This is a genomic window from Streptomyces sp. NBC_01261 (assembly GCF_036226385.1).
Taxonomy (GTDB): Bacteria; Actinomycetota; Actinomycetes; order Streptomycetales; family Streptomycetaceae; genus Streptomyces.
The window spans coordinates 223,503-240,800 of sequence record NZ_CP108463.1; the positions used below are offsets into that span (position 1 = coordinate 223,503).

Consider the following 17,298-nt stretch of genomic DNA (forward strand, 5'->3'; position numbering starts at 1 on the left):
GGAGGCAACCCGGGACGCGTACCGCGAACTGGCGGCGGCCGTCGCGGAAGGCTTCTCTCAGACAAAGCGTCAGCATCCCGGTAGCCAGGGCGCCGATTCCCGCGCCGGTCCGTCAGCCCCAGACCTCGGCGCGGGCAGCTTCCCCAGTGCCGGTGTGCCGGGCGGCGGCGCCCGTTTGCCTGGACGTGACCAGCTCAGTGCCGGTCAGGCGCCGCAGGCCGCGCTGCCATCGCCCGATGGCGGGCGTACTGAACTGGGGGGCGGCAACCCGCCGCCCAGCGTGCCGCGTCGGAGCTACGAGCACGCTGAGCCGCCGGTGCCGCGCGACGCCCCGCGCGGTCACGAACAGAAGGTCCCCGCCGCCACGTCGGAGATGCCGGCGATCCCCCGGCTCGACGCGCCGGAGGGTCCGGAGGCCATCTCGGAGTTCCCCCGCCAGGACTTCAACGCTCCGCGTCCGGGTGCGAACACCTTCCAGAACAGCGGGCAGTTCCCTCATCCGGGCACGAACGGGCAGCAGGGCACGGGCCAGTTCGCCGCCCCGTGGGCGTTCGACGCCAGCCCCACAGGCCAGTTCGCGACGCCGGGGTACGACAACGACTCCACCGGCTCGCATAACCTGCCTGGCCGTCAGAAACCCGCGCACACGGGGCAGTTCGAGCGCCCGCAGCCCAACGGGAACGGCGATGATGCCGACGACTCCGGCGGCCCGCGCCCGCCCGCCCCGCAGCGTCCCACCCGCCAGGGGCCCGAGGCGCTGCCGCCTGCCACGGGCCCCGGTGACGGCCGTACACCGCTGTACGACATGCTGGAGACCAACTGGTTCCACGGCCAGCAGGCGGAGCAACAGAGCGACGGCTCCACTCCTGCACTGCAACCGCAGGCACCGGCAGCCCCTCAGCATCCCACGGGCGCTGTCGGGTCCACCTCGCCGAATGACGACCTCGTCCGTCCGGCAGAGCGTGTCAGGGAGTCGGCCGCGGGCGTCGTCACCACCTCCGGCCTGCCGCGACGGGTGCCCAAGGCGAACCTCTCCCCGGGCACGGCTCGACAGCAACAGCAACAAACCGGTCCGCAGGTCTCCCGTGCGCCTGACGACATACGCGGCCGACTGACCAATCTCCGTCGGGGCATCGCACAGAGACAGAATGCAGCAACCGACGTGAACGACCAGGGTTTGCCTGCTCTGGCGGAGGCCCGCCAGAGCACGGAAGATGATGTGTTCGACAGCGCGGGATCGGGTTCAGAGCGCCCAGGGAATGAGCTTGAGTCCCTCCCGCGCCCAAATCCGTCCATCTCACCCGGAGCACCTTCGTCCGCTCCACACGGACTTCCGTCCTATGGCGGCCAGCAGCAGAATTCCCCCGCGATGCCCCAGCCAATGGCTCTTGTCCGCCCGCAGCGCCCGTCACCCATGGGCCAGAAACCGTCGCCGATGCGTGGTTTCTTGATCGATGAGGATGACGACGAGTTGGCGCCTACCGCCCCGACAACGGGAGCCGATGCGCTCTCCGAACCGCACCACCTGATCGCCGAACTGGCGGAGCAAGCCGCCCCGGACCGCGAGGTCCCGCTTCACGTACAGATCACGCGAGAGCCCGGCCAAGGGCAAGGCAGTGTCGTCATACGCTCGTTCCACGTGCCCAAGGAGGGTGCGCAACTGACGATAACCGTCACCGCGCAGGGCCTGCGCGCACTGGGGGACCTCACGCAGGAACTCATGGTGTACCCGGGCCGGGACTCCGATGTCCTGTACTTCGGCCTGCGCACGATGGCTTCGGGCCTTCACCACGTGACGGTCCGCGCCTTTCACAAGGGCACGTATCTAGGGGCGGTGCACCTCCAGATCTCGGTGACTGAGGGTGGGGTGACCAGGGACGGGCCGCTACGACGTGCGGTGTTGCCTGGCATAGCCTTCGAACCGGGAGAGGCCACGCTGCAGGTACACCGCGCCGAGGACGGCTCGTTCAGTTTTCAACTGCTGAGCGAGACCTGCTACCCCCCTGAGCTGTTCCGATACCGCGGTGGCGACCCAGGCGAGGCGACCGAGCAAATCTACGACCAGCTACGCGAGGCGGCCAGCCGGGCCGGACGTGCTTCGCCCTCCGACGCGGCCGGGCTGCGAAAGCGTCTGAAGAACGAGGGCGTGCAGTTGTGGTCATCGGCCGTTCCGGAGGCCATACAAAGGCAGTTCTGGGAACAGGCCGACCGCATCACTTCCTTCACCGTGCTGGGCGAGCACGACTTTGTGCCCTGGGAGCTTCTCTACCCGCTCGACGCAGATCACGACAACGGCTTCCTTGCCGAGTGGCTGCCCGTTGTGCGCCGCGTCTTCCGCCAGGACCGCGTCCATCAGATCAACCTTCCAGGTGCCGCCTTCGTCATGCCGCCGGGTTCACCAGCGGAGGCGCAACTTGAGATAAACGAACTGCGCGATCTGCTCGGGCCGGAAGTGGCGAACGCGGGAGACTTCACCAACCGTGAGGCACTCACCAGCTTGATCGAAGGCGGTCACGCCGGCCTGTTGCATTTTGCCTGCCATAACGCCTTCTCCCGCTCTGGATCCCGGGTTCACATGGCTGACGGCCACTTCACGCCCCGCGACCTCGCGACTGCTGCGCAAACCCGCAGCCTGCGTGCCCACCAACCGCTCGTGTTCTTCAATGCCTGTCGCAGCGCAGGTGAGATTCCCTGGTTCAGTGACACCCTCGGCTGGGCCCAGAAATTCCTGACGGCCGGGGCCGGCGCATTCATCGGCACGCTTTGGCCAGTTCGGTCCGACTCGGCCATGCAGTTCGCAAAGACTTTCTACGGACAACTCCTCGACGCCGGACAACCCCTGGGACAGGCTTCGCTCGCTGCCCGCCAGGCCATCAGAGACCTCGACGGCGACCCGACCTGGCTCGCATACGCGGTCTACGGGAGCCCCGCAGCCACGGCAGCGACCCGAGGGGTTTCCTGATCAACGAGCGGTGGCGCCTAGGTGGGCGGGCCGTAGTCCGCAAAGTCGGTGTTTCCTGCCCGGCGCGATCCGCGCCCACTGGCCCAACAGCTTGCGTCAGGGCAAGCCAGCTATCCACGAAGGAGCCACTGCTCATGAATGACCCGGTCTTCGTCATCCACGGTGTCGCCAACCGCGACCGCGATGACTTCACTACTGCCGTCGAAACCCTCCAGGCCGCCACGGGGACGTCCATGGTGCCGGTGTACTGGGGTGATCTCGGAGCCGAGGACCGCTTCATCACCGCGGCCCTGCCCACCCGGGACGCGGCATCCGCGCCCAACCTCGGGCCCAACAACGTGCTACGCAACGAAACACCCGACGCCCTTCCGCTCCATCTCTTCGCCAACCAACCGCGCACGGCCGACCAGTTGGAGATCATCGACGCTGTACTGCGCGACGAACTGGATACCGACTCCGGTCCCCTGCGTGACGGCCTGGGGTCGGGTGGCCCCACTCCGGACGACATCATGGACTGCCTCGCTGCGGAGTGGCAGGACACCCGCTGGCTCAGCCACATCGACGACCTGGCCTTGCTCACCGAGACCGGCCGCGCCCTGGCCCAGATGCTCCTGGACATGGACATTCAGGACTACGATGCGTACAGAAACGACGGTCTACGCAGCGAGCCTGGTCCCCCGGGGCGCCTGCGCCACGTGGTCCGGCGACGGCTCCGCGACCTCGACCGGGTTGCGGGCGCGGCGATCGGCGCCGTAGCAGGGCGCCTCAACGACGCCGTCCGCACGCGCTTCGGACCTGGCACCACTCGTTTCCTGGGCGACGTGCTCGTCTACCAACGGCACCGCGATGCGATTCACGCCCGTGTCAGGGCCCAGGTGGATGAGGTCGACCCGAAGCTGGGCCGCAGTCCGGAGCACCCCGTACGAGTAGTCGCCCACAGCCTTGGTGGCGTCATCGCCGTGGACATGGCCACCGCACATGAGCCTCTGTGGACCAACCAGTTGGTCACCTTCGGGTCCCAAGCGGCTTTCTTCCATATCTGCGACCCACGTGGTGGGCAACTCCTCCCCTACTCCGGAGATTCGCCGGTCCAACTGCCCACGTCACTCAGCCATTGGACCAACCTCTGGGAACCGTTGGACATGCTGGCGTTCGCGGCCTCCCAGGTGTTCCGGCTCAGCGACGGCAGCAGCCCGATCGACCGACCTGTGCCGCACTCCGCCAGTACCGGTCTGTGGACTCACTCCGTTTACTGGGACCTACCCGATGTCGCCGCGACCATTGCTGAGGTCATGAACGGTGTTTCGGCAACTGCCGACTAACGCTGTGCCCGTTCGAAGCACGAATACGGTACGGCAAGCTCCCTGCCGCGGACACACGGAAAGGCGAAGCATGACTGACGACAAGGACGCGGCGGCCGGAGGCGCGGGCCCATTCTTGCGGCAGTACGCGCCGACAGGCAGGTATCGGCATGTGGGCGCTGACCGGGCCTCAGTGCTCTTCTATCGCAACGGCGGCTACAGCGTAGTCACCATCTCGGGGACTCAACACGTCGACAAGCGGCCGCTGGCCCGGCCCTACACAGTCTGCGAGATCGCACTCGGAACCTTCCTGACAACGATCCGGATGGAGCTACCAGCCGCTGGCGCCACTGCCTTCTTCAAGGCCGAGGTGGACATCCAGTGGGCGGTGACCGATCCCTATCTAGTCGCCGTCGAGGTCGTCACGGATGTCGGCAAGCGGCTCACCACGCCGGTGCTGGAGCGGCTGCGCGAGGTCACCTCAACCTACGGGGCCGCTGAGGCCGAGCGGGCCAACCGGGCCGTTTTGCGAGAGTGTGCCGACGACCGCTGGGACGACCTGGGTGCCGAACTCGGCCTCCGCGTTCAGCTGAACGTCCGGCTGGAGGTGGACAGCCGGACGGTCGAACTCAGGGACAACCGCGGGACCACACAGGGCCAGGCCGAGCAACTGATCCGCGGGCGTGAGGATGCGCCTTGGCTCATTCGGCAGTCTCTAGAAGGGGAGCAGCTCGGCTACTTGCTGAACGCCTACGACGAGGGGGCTAGGGACTTCCTGGAAAAGGTCCGCCAAGAGGGCCGAAGCGACGAGAAGGAGCGTGTCGACCACCTCTACGCCAAGGCATTGAGAGGCGACCTGTCGTCCGCCGACCTGGGGGCCCAGGTCCTCAGTCTCCTCACCGAGGACGGCCACCGCCCTGATCAAGGCCCCACAGGCTCGGTGCCTGTCCATCGCGACCCCAGTCGGCCGGAGTCTGCCCGTGAGGGTACGGCAGTTCAGGACACGGTGTCCCTCGCCGAGATCGAGTGGTGCGGAGACCTGATCGTCGCGGCGTTGTCTGCCCGAGAGCACCGGCTACGAGACCGCACTCGCAGCCTGACCACCACAGCGATGGTGTCCGCCAAAGCGGAACAGGCTCACGCTGGGTGTGGGGTATGTCGCGGTGACACGTCAGGTGCGCGGAGCCAGGCCGAGGCAGCGGCTCTCGATCGCCAGGAGGCGATCGACGGCTCAGCCAGGGGCCCCCGCCGGCCCCCTACGCGATCGCCCACGGCGAGGTCATGCTCAAGGACAGCGCGGCGGACGACACAGGGACCCGACCGTGAGCCCTGCCGGTCGCGCCCCCTCGGTCGCGACCGACAGGATGATCAACTCAGCCGCACGGCACCTCGTACTTGGTCCACTTCCCGTGGACCTGTACCTCGATATAGCACTTCTTGGCGGTGTCGTTGGCCGCCGACGCCGTGACGCCGCCGCCTACGGTCATCCCGATCACCGCGACGAGTACGCCGATCGCGGAAGCCATTCGCTGTTTGCGGGTGCGTGCACTGTGGGGCATGGTGCTCGTCCTTTCGGCAAGGCTCCGCCGGGCCAGCCGGCGGCGCGGTGTGTGCCCCCCGGTGACAGGGGCGCGGTACGAGGATGCGACGACCGGGATGCCCGAGGGAGGTCACACCATGCCCTGGCGGGATCACGCGGCGAGACTCGCGCCTACTGGCAGGCGCCGAGATCGGCGACAAAGATGCCTGCCATGGACACCTTCGACGCCCTACGCGACTTCCTCATCTCCCGCCGGGCCCGACTGCGCCCCCAGGACGTGGGGTTACCCGACCATGGAGTCAGACGGGTGAGGGGACTGCGCCGCGAGGAGGTCGCCACGCTCGCGGCCGTCAGCGTCGAACACTACATACGGCTCGAACGCGGACAGGCGTCCCGGGTGTCGGACGCCGTGCTGGACGCCGTGGCCGAGGCGCTCCGGCTGAGCACGGGCGAGCGTCGCTACCTGCGTAGTCTGGCGAGGCCGAACACGGGCTCCGACCACGAGGGCTCCCGCAGTGTACGGCCCAGTGTGCAGCACATCCTCGACTCGATGGCTGACACTCCCGCCTATGTCGTGGGCAGGCGAGGCTCGATACTCGCGTGGAACCGCCTGGCGGCGGCCGTCTTCGCCGACTTCGACGGCATCCCCTCCGCACAGCGCACCGTCGGACGGCTCGTCTTCACGGATCCGCGCGCCCGGTGGCTGTACGTCGACTGGGAGGCGAAGGCCCGCGAGGCAGTGTCGTACCTGCGGACCGAAACCGGCAAGAGGCCCCGGGACCCGGAGCTCATCCAGGAGATCGATGAACTCGCTTACTACAGCGAGGACTTCCGCCGGCTCTGGTCGGAACAGCACGTCTTGGAGACCACGCACTCGACCGTCGTTCTGCGCTGCCACCCTCCCCACCAACAGCTGGAGTTCTCCTGGGAGGGGCTCCAACTGACCAGCGACCCGGACGAGATAGTGCTCGTGTACACGACCACCCCCGGGTCGCCGTCCTCCACAGCCCTGCTGGAGATGTCCCGCGCAAGCCGAGGCGGTCGGTGACCTTGTCGGCAGTGTCGACCTGCTGCCGCAGTACACAGGGCTCAGGAAGCGTCGCCGACCGGCTTTTCAGACGCCCTCTACTGACCTTTTCGGATTGGCATCGGGTGGTCTGAGAAAGCCTCCCCATACCGGTCGATGGGTGTGGTCAGTCGAACTGGGTTCTGGATCGGGTGATCGCGGCGGCGTCGGCGCCTTCCGCTGCGACGAGCGCGGCCAGCACCCGGTCGGCTTCCTCCCGCAGTCGTCGGGGGCTCGTAATCCTCGTCGTGATTTGGGGTATGCGGTGTGGCACCCGACGGAAGGATTCTCATGACCACCTACGTGATCACCGTGCCCGGCACCTTCACCGCTGGCGTCGACGACGCGGCAAGGCAGCGGCTGGGGCGGGCGCTGCGGCCCGCGGATCCGCATGGCACCAAAATGGGCAGCGCCGAAGACCTGGACGTGCTCGCCGTCAACGACGACAACACCTTCGCCCTCCGGGTCACCGTGCAGGCGGACACCAACGCCGACGCGGAGCGCGAAGCGCGGAGGCTCGCGGACACCGCGCTGCGGGACGCCGGACTCGACGCGGACGCCGTGCCGCTCGGCCCCGCAGTGATCACCGGCATCGACTCCGAGATCGCCTAACCTGTAGGAGACTGTCCAACCCTGCCCTTGCCGAATACCCTATCCACGCAGGTGGGATCAGGTTTAGGCGTCGGCCGAGGCCGATCGAGTCGCCGGTGTCGCACGGCGCCGGTTGGCGCGGCATGATGATCGGTCCTGCTGCTGAGACTGGCGTACCTGGGCGTGACGAACTCTGCGCCACGAGACCGGCGTTCTGGAACGGCAGCCGAACGGGCAGCAGGTCCGGTTCCACGCGAGCGACCGGGCGTTTTTGGCGTCGCTCCTCCATGGCCTGCCACCCGCATGCGGTTGCGGGTGGGCCGGGCACGGTACTGCGCTGGCACCGCAACGTCGTGGCCGCCGGGTGCACCTTCGCAAACGTGGTGGTGGTGCCCTGGTCGCACCGTTGTTGTCCAGCCCGCCGGTCTTCCCACGCAGCGCCTCCGTGATCCAGGTGTTGCGACGACTACTTGAATCGGCGCGCAGCCGGTGGGAGATCTACCGTGGGCTCCACGATCTCCGGCTTGGAGGCCGGCGCCGACGACTACGTGGTCAAGCCTGTCGACACCGCGGAACTGGTGGCCCGGATACGGTCCTTGCTTCGGCGAGCCACTTTCAGCCCCTCCGCCCGAGCCGCGTCGTACGGGCCCCGACCGAACCGGCGGGCTGTTCGACGCGGCCGGACGATTCCGTTCGACCGCGCGAGGCGGCCCCTCTCGTTTTCGGCGACCTGACGATTGACACCGTCGGCCTCGAAGTGCGTCAGGCGCGCGAACTGTTGCCGCTCGCCCCCACGGAGTTGCGGCTCCTTCTGGAGTTCGCCGCGAATCCCGGAGTCGTTCTGGACCGACACACGCTGCTGCGTGATGTATGGGACGGCGACAGCCGCGTGGTCGACCTCTGTGTCCAGAGGCTCCGCCGGAAGATCGGAGCCGAACGGATCCAGACTGTCCGCGAATTCGGCTTCAAGCTGCCACGTTGAGGTGGATGCTCCGCGATATCTTCTGAACTGGCGCTCGTTGCGCTGGAAGATTGCTCCGCTTGTTTCGATGGCCTGCTGTGCCATCGCGCTGACTGTTGGGGTGCTGGTCCATGACGGTACCTTGGCCCGGTCGATGAACGACGGCCGACCCAAGGCCCTTACGCAGTTGCCCGGGACCTGAGCGACCACGAGCGGGACCCGAGTGCGCCCAACTCGCTGCGCGTGCCGTCCGAGGACGTACCCGTCGAGCTGCTGCGGCGGCTTCGTGACCGGCAGGACTCAGCAGACGGCTACGCCACCTGGTACGACGGACACGGCGCCGGAGACCACCCCTCGATGTGGGCAGCTCGGATGTACCGGGGCGACCCTGCCGCGGTGGAGATCGACATGACACCCGATCTGCTCACACGGCGGGCCCTGGACCGGCACATGTGGAAGTACTCACTGGTCGCACCGGCCGTCGTCGTACCGTTGTCGGTGCTTGCCGCGGAATTGCCCCACCGAAGGCTGCGGAGGGTGGCGCGGACCGCACGCCGCATCGCGGCCGGTGACCTGTCCGCCAGAACGGCAGGCCGCCGCGGCAAAGACGAGATCGCCGCGATCTCGTCCACCGTCGACGCGATGGCCGACAGCCTCCACGGACAGCTGACGGCCGAACAGCGTTTCACCGCCGACGTGGCCCACGAACTTCGCACGCCGCTGATGGGCCTGGTGACGGCGAGCGATCTGCTCCCCGAAGGGGAAGCCACGGAGCTGGTCAGGAACCGGTTGGCGTTCCCGCCCACCCTGGTGGAGAACCTGTTGGAGATCTCCCGGCTCGACTCGGGAGCGGAACAGGCCGGTCTCAGGCCTGTTCCGCTCGTCGAGGTGATCAGGGAGTCGCTGGCCCGCACCGGACTGGAGACCCGGCTCACCACGCACAGCGCCGTGCTGGCCGAGGCCGACCCGCGCCGGCTCGACAGGATCGTTACGAACCTGGTCGTCAACGCGCACCGGCACGGCCGCGTACCCGTCGAGGTCGAGGTGGCAGGGAGCCATGTGACGGTACGGGACCACGGACCGGGTTTCCCCCGTGCACTGCTGGCCGACGGGCCCCGCCGGTTTCGGACAGGAGCGTCGGAACGCGGCCGAGGTCATCGCCTCGGGCTGACCATCGCCCTCGGCCAAGCCAAGGTCATCGGGGCTTCGCTGTCCTTCTCCAACGCACCCGATGGTGGAGCGATAGTCACACTCCGCCTGCCGCCTCCCGGCTGACGGATCAGTGAGGATCGCGATAACGCCAGCGGTTCACCCCCGCGTCGGCGGGGAGCACTGACGGGTCTCGGGGGCCGGGCCGAGGACGGCGGTTCACCCCCGCACCCGCGGGGATGGTCCCTGGTTCCCCCGCTGGCCCTGCTGGCACTGCCTCGTCGAGCCACGGCTCGGCGCGCCGATCGCGTCGGTGATCGCGCTGTACACGTCGGAGAGCGCCGAGGTGAGCACCCGGGCGCGGAATGTCGGGGCGTTGAAGCCGTGTTCGGCGTACAGCACCAGGGAGATCTCGAAGCAGCGGGCCACCTCGGGGGCTGGTACGGCGCCGAAGCACATGTGGAAGAACTGACCGTTGCGGAACCGGAGTCGGCGCACGCCTGACCCGCAGCGCGCAGCGGACGACGGGCCTCGATCGTGTCATCGACCGCCCCGGGTCCCGTGTTCGGGCAGGAGCGACGTGCGTCCGGGGCTACGCCCCGGCTGCAGGCATCAGCGTTCCCTCCTTTCTCTGCCTCCTCCTCCGCGTCTTGACACACACGGAAATGGGGGGCAGCCTTACTTGAGGAATTTCACTCCGCCGCCTCACCCAGGCGGTATCCAAGGGTTTGGCGCATGAGCGATTCGACGCTCAGAAGAGACCGTCCACTTCCTTCGAACAGCACGGCGCGCCTCCCAGGAAGCTGACCGCTCAAAGGGATTTCTCCCGTAATGGGACAGTTCCTTCACGAACCCTTCCCCTCGCCACTCCCCCTCCTTCTCTTTTCCCACATCGGAAGATCCGCGCCCACTCCCGCGAAATGGGAAAACGTTGTCACGATGGATGGGGACAGGCGACTTTGTCGCGTCTCCTAGCAATTCGCCACGACAGACGCACGAGAGATTCCGGGGTCGTTCATGAAAGTGTCCGATGTGCTGATCAGCGGTCTGGGGTCCTATCTTCCCGACCGGGTTCCCATCGGATGGGCGGTCGAGCGGGACCTGATCGACCGGACCGCGGCGGAGCAGTACGGGATCACCAGTGTCACCGTCGCCGGCGAGGTGCCGGCGCCGGAGCTGGCGGTGCGGGCATGCCGCGAGGCCCTCGAACGGGCCGGGCAGAGTGCCGCCTCCCTCAGCCTGCTGCTCTACGTCAGCGTCTGGTACCAGGGGCCGCACGGCTGGTGTCCGCAGTACTACGTGCAGCGCCACACGGGCGCCGGCCAGGCGACCGCGGCCGAGATCAGGCAGGGCTGCATGGGCATGTTCTCCGCGCTGGAACTCGCGGCGGGGCACCTCATGGCCTCGCCCGAACACGAGGCCGCGCTGCTCACTTCCGGTGACAACTTCACCTCCGACCTGCTGGAACGCTGGCGTTTCAGTCCGCATTTCGTCATGGGCGACGCCGGCTCCGCCGTGGTGCTGAGCCGCCGTGCGGGCTTCGCCCGGCTCAAGTCCGTCAACGCCGTCACCCTCCCCGAGTACGAGGCCATGCACCGCGGACCCGAGCCGCTGTTCCCGCCCGGAGCCGGCCGGCCCGGCAGGCTCGACTTCGGCGATTCCAAGGACCGCTGGCTGGACGGACCGGACCGGGACCCGGCGGGTCCGCTGAAGCTCGTGGCGGCGCAGGACGAGCTCGTCAGCCGCACGCTCGACGAAGCCGGCATCACGATGGACGACATCTCCCGCGTCGCCTATGCGAACGGTTCTCGGGAACGCGTCGAGGGCCGCGCGATGATTCCGCTGGGTCTGCCGATGTCCCTTTCGACATGGGAACAGGGGCGTACCGTCGGCCATATAGGCGCCAGTGACCAGATGGTGGCCCTGGAACAGCTTCTGCTCTCCGGCGAACTGCGCGGCGGGGACCATTTCCTGATGCTCGGAGTGGGGCCCGGACTGAATATCGCTTGCGCGGTGATCGAGATCACCGAGACCCCGCACTGGTCCACTGCCCCGTCGGCCATCGTTTCATGAAAGGCGACTCATGGATTTCAGCCTGAGCGCTGAACAACGGGAACGAATCGATCGAATCAAGGTGGCCGCGCAAAGACTTTCCGCCCCGGAGATCGTCGACGGATTACCAGGATCACACAGGGACACCTGGAAGAATCTGGGCACTGTCGGGTTATTGGGTGCGGCCGTCCCGGAAGAACACGGCGGCAAAGGATTAGGCGCTCTCGACACGGCCCTGCTGTACGAGGGGGCGAGCGACGGCGGTGCGGACACCGGACTGCTGTTCGCCGCCGCGGCCCATCTGTTCGCCTGTGTCATGCCGGTGCTGGAGTTCGCGCTCCCGCAGACGCGCAAGACCTTGCTGCCCGCGCTGTGTTCGGGCGAGCTGACGGCGGGCAACGCCATGACGGAGCCGGACGCCGGATCGGACGTCTCCCGGCTCGCTACCACGGCCACCCGGGTCGACGGCGGGTATCTCCTCAACGGCGTCAAAAGCTTCGTCAGCAACGGCCCGGTCGCCGACGTCTACGTCACCTACGCGACGACAGACCCGGAGGGCGGCTACTTCAGCACCACCGCGTTCGCCGTGGACCGCGACTCCCCCGGGCTGCTCGCGGGAGAGCCATTACGGAAATCCGCCCTGGTCTCCTGCCAGGCCGGTGAAGTGCGGTTCGCCCGCTGCTTCGTACCGGACGACCGGGTCCTGGGCAGACCGGGCCAGGGGCAGGTGGTGTTCCGGACGTCGATGCGGTGGGAGCGTTCCTGTCTCTTCGCGATCTACCTGGGCCAGCAGGAACGGCTCATCCGACGGTGTCTCCAACACGTCCGGGAGCGGCGGCAGTTCGGGAAACGGCTGGCCGACCTCCAGCCCGTCGCGGACCGGCTGGCGGACATGCGGCTGCGACTGGAGAGCGGACGGCTCCTGCTCTACCGCGCCTGCGTCGAGATCGACGCCGACCAGGACCCCGACCTGTGGGTCGCGTTGGCGAAGCTGGCGGTCTCCGAGGCCGCTGTCGCCACCTCGCTGGACACCGCCCAACTCTTCGGAGGCCGCGCCTTCCTGACGGAATACGGGATCGAGGAGGAGGTGCGCGACGCCGCCCCCGCCACCACCTTCTCCGGCACCTCGGCCATCCAACGGCAGCTCATAGCCCGGGAGATGGGACTGTGAGCCTCTACCGCCCGGTGGCCGACGCTGCCGCCCGCGCTCCGGACGCCCTCGCGGTCCGCGACCTCACCAACAGCCTGAGCTACGGCGAGCTGGACACGCGCGCCGACTGCTGTCTCGCCGCCCTGCGCGCCCACGGGGTCCGGCCCGGCGACCGCGTCCTGGTGTGGACGGACAAGACGGTCGCATCGGTGGCCGTGGCGCAGGCGGTTCTGCGGTGCGGCGCGATCCACGTCCCGGTGCCACGCGGCAACCCGGCACGGCGGGTCGCCCAGATCGCGGCGGACGCCCGCCCGGCCCTCGTCGTCACCGACCACGACGAGCACATCGCCGGCGCCGTCCACGTTCCCTGCGGGGACCTCTTCCTGGAGCGGGCGAACGGCCCGGCCGCGGCCCCCCATCCGGTCCGGCCTGCCGACCCGGCGTACATCCTCTACACCTCGGGGTCCACGGGAGGGCCCAAGGGCGTCTGCGTGAGCCACGGCGGCGCGCTCGCCTTCGTCGACTGGGCCTGCGGGGAGCTGCGCCTGACGGCGGCCGACCGGCTGGCGAACCACGCCTCTTTCGGCTTCGACCTGTCCGTCTTCGACCTCTACGCAGCCTTCCGGGCCGGCGCCTCGGTGCACCTCGTCGGAGAAACCCTCGCGCGGGCCGCGGAGCCGCTGGTCGACTTCCTGCTGGAGAGCCGGATCACCGTCTGGTACTCGGTGCCGTCCGCCCTGGTCCTCATGGCCGAGTACGGCGAGTTGCTGGAGCGCGGGCCGGGAGCGCTGCGCGCCTGTGTCTTCGCCGGTGAACGCTTTCCACTGAAGGCGCTCAAAGACCTGCGACGCGCCTGGCCGGACGTCCGCATGCTCAACTGGTACGGCCCGACGGAGACCAACGTGTGCACCTCGTACGAGGTGACGGACGCGGATCTCGCCCGCACCACGGACATCCCGATCGGGTCACCCGTCGCGGGGGACGCGGTGTCGTTGGAGGCCGGTGAGATCGTGGTCGACGGCCCGACCGTCATGCTCGGCTACTGGGGCGGCCGTCCGCAGAGCGGGCCGTACCGTACGGGTGATCTCGGCCGGTACGACGCGGAGGGCCGACTGGAGTACCGGGGCCGGGTCGACGACATGGCGAAGGTCCGCGGCCACCGGGTGGAGCCGGCCGAGGTGAGCGGCGTGCTGGTGGCGCACGAGGCGGTGCGGGACGCGGTGGTGCTCGTGGTGGGCAACGGACTCGACGCCCGGCTGCACGCCGTGGTGGTCCCCGAGCCCGGATGCGCGCCCGAGTTCGCGCAGCTGCGACGGCACTGCTCCGACTTCCTGCCGCCGTACATGTCCATCGACGCGCTGCATACGGTCAGCGGGTTTCCCCGCACCGCGAACGGCAAGGTCGACCGCGCCGTGCTCCGCAGCGTGGTGGCTCGGGGAGCGGCCGTATGACGGGCGCGGTCTGGGACGCCTTCTGGTCGGCGCTGCCCACCGAGCCCGGCGCCGCCCTCTGGGACTCCTCGCCCCGGCTGACCGCGGCCCGGCATCTGCCGCTGTTCCAGGATCACGCCGATCTCTCGCTGCCCCTGATCGATCTCGGGTGCGGCAGCGGACGGCAGACGCAGTGGCTGGCGGGTCACGTCGGGCAGGTCGTCGGACTGGACATCGCGGATGCGGCCGTGGACTTGGCCGCCGCCACGCACCCGGCGCCCAACGTCATCTACCGCCGTGCCGACCTGCTCGACACGGACACCGTGACGGCCCTGCGCGCGGAGTTCGGCGACGCCAACGTCTACATGCGCGGGGTGCTGCACCAGCTCACCCCGGACGACCGGGCGGGCATGCTGGCGACGATCCGGCTGCTGCTCGGCGGGCGGGGCATCCTGTTCGCCCAGGAGCTGACCGAGCGCACCGGCTGGTATGTGGCCGAACTCCTCGCCCAGGGAGCCCAGTTGCCCAAGACGGCCGGACTGGCGGCCCACTTCGACTTCGGCGCCCGTATCGCCCCCGCCCACGACGGGCGGCTGCGGCTGCTGTTGGAGGAAAACGGATTCGATGTCCTCGCCGACGACGACATCGCTCTGCACACCACGGAGCGCACCTGTGACGGGCAGCCGCTGGAGCTGCCGACGAGGTACGTCGTGGCGCGTGCGTCGGCACGGCTCTGACACCCGGAGGAACCGCAACATGACGGACCTTGACCGCGTGACGCTGCTCGAAGGCCTGCTCCGCTATGTGACAGACGAACTCGCGACGGGTGTGCCGTCCGACCAGATCACCGCCGCCAGCCCGCTGCTGGAGATGGGGATCCTGGACTCGGTGCGCACCGCTCGTCTGCTGTCGCACATCCGCACCGCGTACGGCGTGCGGGTGCCACCGGTGCACATGACCGGTGAGCACTTCCGCTCGCTGGAGTCGATCACCGACCTGATCCTGCTGCTCCGTTCGCAGACCGCCTCGCTCTGAAACCTCGCGCTGACAGGAGCACGGATGACGTACGACTACGACATCGGCATCATCGGCGGCGGCCCGGCCGGTTCCACCGCCGCCTCCTATCTGGCCAGGGCGGGGCTGTCGGTCGCCGTCTTCGACAGCGAGTTCTTCCCCCGCGAGCACGTGGGTGAGTCCCTGGTGCCGGCGACCACACCCGTGCTGCTGGAGATCGGCGCCATGGACAAGATCGAGGCGGCGGGTTTCCCCCGCAAGTACGGCGCCGCCTGGACCTCGGCGAACGCGGACGACGTGGACCCGCTCGGCTTCCAGGTCCACGACCACGGTCTCGGGGCCGCCGACGTGCTGTTCAACGAACGCGACCAGTTGGGCGTGGACCGCGACTACACCTTCCACGTCGACCGCGGCCGGTTCGACCACATCCTGCTCAAGCACGCGGAGAGTCTGGGGGCGAAGGTGTTCTCCGGGGTACGGGTGCGGGGCGTGGACTTCGCGGACGGCGCGCGGCCCGTGCTGCGGGTCGGGCTGGGCGGGACGACCGCCGAGGTGCCCGTGCGGATGGTCGTGGACGCCAGCGGACGCGGCACCCTGCTGGGGCGACAGTTGAAGGTCAAGGTGCCCGATCCGGTGTTCAACCAGTACGCCGTGCACAGTTGGTTCGAGGGACTGGACCGGGAGGCCCTGTCGAACGACGCGAACCAGGCCGAGTACATCTTCATCCACTTCCTGCCGCTCAGTGACACCTGGGTGTGGCAGATCCCCATCACCGACACGATCACCTCGGTCGGCGTCGTCACCCAGAAGGCGCGGTTCCGGGAGGGCAAGGACGATCTCGAAGGGTTCTTCTGGGACTCGGTGGCCAGCAGGCCGCTGCTGCACGACGCGCTGAAGAAGGCCGAGCGGGTCCGGCCTTTCAAAGCCGAGGGCGACTACAGCTACGGCATGACCAAGGTGTGCGACGACGGGATGGTGATGATCGGCGACGCCGCACGGTTCGTCGACCCGATCTTCTCCAGCGGGGTCAGCGTCGCGATGAACAGCGCCCGGCTGGCCTGCGCCGACATCATCGCCGCCGCCGAGGCCGGCGACTTCAAGGCCGCCCGGTTCGACACCTACGTGACCAAGTTGCGGCGCGGTGTGTCGAGTTGGTACGAGTTCATCTCCATCTACTACCGCCTCAACATCCTGTTCACCGCCTTCGTCCAGGATCCCCGCTACCGCATCGACGTCCTGAAACTGCTCCAGGGCGACGTCTACGACGAGCAGGAGCCGGCCGCTCTGACAGCGATGCGTGACTTCATCGCCGCCGTGGAGGCCGACCCCGACCATCTCTGGCACCCGCTGCTGGGAAAGATGAAAGTGTCCCTCAGCTCCCGGGCCCTGTTCTGACCGCGCCCTGGGCGGTGCTGTTCGACATGGACGGAACCCTCGTCGACACCGAGGCCCTCCTGCTGGACGCGCTGTCGGAGGTGCTCGCCGCGTCCGGGGTACCGGAGACGGCCCTGCGGCCGGAGGAGCTGCGGGGCCGTGACGTCGCCGCGAACCTGGCCCGGCTGACCGGCCTCATGCGGACGCCGATGCCCGAGCGGGACCTGTACGCCCGCGTCAGTGCCCGCATGCTCGACCGGTTGCGGCCCGGGATCACCCCGCTGCCCGGCGCCGTCGCGCTGCTCGGGGAGCTGCGGCGGGCCCGCGTTCCGTGTGCGTTGGTGTCGTCCTCGTACCGGGCGATGGTCGACGCCGTGCTGCCCTCGCTGGGCCCGGCCGGGTTCGCGGTGACCGTGGCGGGTGACGAGGTGCGGCACCCGAAACCGCACCCGGAGGCGTATCTCACCGCCGCCGCCCGACTCGGCCTCGCGCCGGGTCGGTGCGCCGTCGTCGAGGACTCGTCCACCGGGCTCCGGTCGGGACGGGCCGCGGGCTGCGTCACGGTCGCGGTCGCGCCGACGGCGGAACCGGTCGCTCTCGCCGTACCGGGCCTGACCGGGCTGACCGTGGCACGACTCGCGCGCCTGGTGGGCTCGGAGACCGCGCCGCGCACCGGTCAGTGGGCCGCCGGATGAGGAGGGACGCCCT

Annotated in this window: 12 protein-coding genes and 5 pseudogenes; 16 read left to right on the forward strand and 1 reads right to left on the reverse strand. The window is 68.6% G+C overall.

Features of this window, described 5'->3' with window-relative positions; genetic code table 11:
* Nucleotides 1-259: 259 nt before the first annotated feature.
* The 9 genes and pseudogenes from OG226_RS00885 to OG226_RS00925 all read left to right on the forward strand — a co-directional run.
* Nucleotides 260-1,162 (forward strand): annotated as a pseudogene (locus tag OG226_RS00885) (nitrate- and nitrite sensing domain-containing protein); the annotation flags it as partial.
* Nucleotides 1,163-1,330: 168 nt separating this feature from the next.
* Nucleotides 1,331-1,468, forward strand: a pseudogene (locus OG226_RS00890) (cell division protein DivIVA); the annotation flags it as partial.
* Between the two features lie 915 nt (nucleotides 1,469-2,383).
* On the forward strand, nucleotides 2,384-2,962 hold the full coding sequence (locus tag OG226_RS00895; protein WP_329353277.1) for a CHAT domain-containing protein: 579 nt from the start codon (nucleotides 2,384-2,386) through the stop codon (nucleotides 2,960-2,962).
* 134 nt (nucleotides 2,963-3,096) lie between these two features.
* A complete protein-coding gene (locus OG226_RS00900; RefSeq protein WP_329347315.1) occupies nucleotides 3,097-4,284 on the forward strand; it encodes a hypothetical protein in 1,188 nt (395 codons plus the stop codon).
* Nucleotides 4,285-4,354: 70 nt separating this feature from the next.
* Complete coding sequence (locus tag OG226_RS00905) at nucleotides 4,355-5,731, forward strand: hypothetical protein (protein ID WP_329353745.1); 1,377 nt, start codon at nucleotides 4,355-4,357, stop codon at nucleotides 5,729-5,731.
* 283 nt (nucleotides 5,732-6,014) lie between these two features.
* The gene (locus OG226_RS00910) at nucleotides 6,015-6,851 is read left to right on the forward strand and encodes an MmyB family transcriptional regulator (protein ID WP_329347316.1); all 837 of its coding nucleotides are present in this window, start codon (nucleotides 6,015-6,017) and stop codon (nucleotides 6,849-6,851) included.
* A 309-nt stretch (nucleotides 6,852-7,160) separates the two neighbouring features.
* Nucleotides 7,161-7,481, forward strand: coding sequence for a hypothetical protein (locus OG226_RS00915; protein ID WP_329347317.1), 321 nt, complete (start codon nucleotides 7,161-7,163; stop codon nucleotides 7,479-7,481).
* Between the two features lie 494 nt (nucleotides 7,482-7,975).
* A pseudogene (locus tag OG226_RS00920) lies at nucleotides 7,976-8,442 on the forward strand (response regulator transcription factor); the annotation flags it as partial.
* A gap of 1 nt (nucleotide 8,443) precedes the next feature.
* Nucleotides 8,444-9,696: pseudogene (locus tag OG226_RS00925) on the forward strand (ATP-binding protein).
* Nucleotides 9,697-9,867: 171 nt separating this feature from the next.
* Here the strand turns inward: OG226_RS00925 and OG226_RS00930 are convergent.
* Nucleotides 9,868-10,038, reverse strand: a pseudogene (locus tag OG226_RS00930) (citrate/2-methylcitrate synthase); the annotation flags it as partial.
* Nucleotides 10,039-10,587: 549 nt separating this feature from the next.
* Between OG226_RS00930 and OG226_RS00935 the strand changes: the two are divergent.
* Genes OG226_RS00935 through OG226_RS00965 form a run of 7 tightly spaced genes read left to right on the forward strand, consistent with a single transcriptional unit; the run spans nucleotide 10,588 to nucleotide 17,285 of the window.
* On the forward strand, nucleotides 10,588-11,643 hold the full coding sequence (locus OG226_RS00935) for a ketoacyl-ACP synthase III family protein (RefSeq protein ID WP_329347318.1): 1,056 nt from the start codon (nucleotides 10,588-10,590) through the stop codon (nucleotides 11,641-11,643).
* Nucleotides 11,644-11,653: 10 nt separating this feature from the next.
* Entirely contained in the window at nucleotides 11,654-12,793 is a 1,140-nt protein-coding gene (locus tag OG226_RS00940) for an acyl-CoA dehydrogenase family protein (RefSeq protein ID WP_329347319.1), read from the forward strand.
* Nucleotides 12,790-14,223: an amino acid adenylation domain-containing protein gene (locus OG226_RS00945; protein WP_329347320.1), complete on the forward strand. Its 1,434-nt coding sequence runs from the start codon at nucleotides 12,790-12,792 to the stop codon at nucleotides 14,221-14,223. Before OG226_RS00940 ends, OG226_RS00945 begins: the two co-directional genes overlap by 4 nt.
* Nucleotides 14,220-14,939: a class I SAM-dependent methyltransferase gene (locus OG226_RS00950; RefSeq protein ID WP_329347321.1), complete on the forward strand. Its 720-nt coding sequence runs from the start codon at nucleotides 14,220-14,222 to the stop codon at nucleotides 14,937-14,939. The genes OG226_RS00945 and OG226_RS00950 overlap by 4 nt, the downstream gene beginning before the upstream one ends.
* A gap of 19 nt (nucleotides 14,940-14,958) precedes the next feature.
* The gene (locus OG226_RS00955; RefSeq protein ID WP_329347322.1) at nucleotides 14,959-15,237 is read left to right on the forward strand and encodes an acyl carrier protein; all 279 of its coding nucleotides are present in this window, start codon (nucleotides 14,959-14,961) and stop codon (nucleotides 15,235-15,237) included.
* A 24-nt stretch (nucleotides 15,238-15,261) separates the two neighbouring features.
* The gene (locus OG226_RS00960) at nucleotides 15,262-16,611 is read left to right on the forward strand and encodes an NAD(P)/FAD-dependent oxidoreductase (RefSeq protein ID WP_329347324.1); all 1,350 of its coding nucleotides are present in this window, start codon (nucleotides 15,262-15,264) and stop codon (nucleotides 16,609-16,611) included.
* Between the two features lie 14 nt (nucleotides 16,612-16,625).
* Complete coding sequence (locus tag OG226_RS00965) at nucleotides 16,626-17,285, forward strand: HAD family hydrolase (RefSeq protein ID WP_329347325.1); 660 nt, start codon at nucleotides 16,626-16,628, stop codon at nucleotides 17,283-17,285.
* The last annotated feature ends 13 nt before the right edge of the window (nucleotides 17,286-17,298 follow it).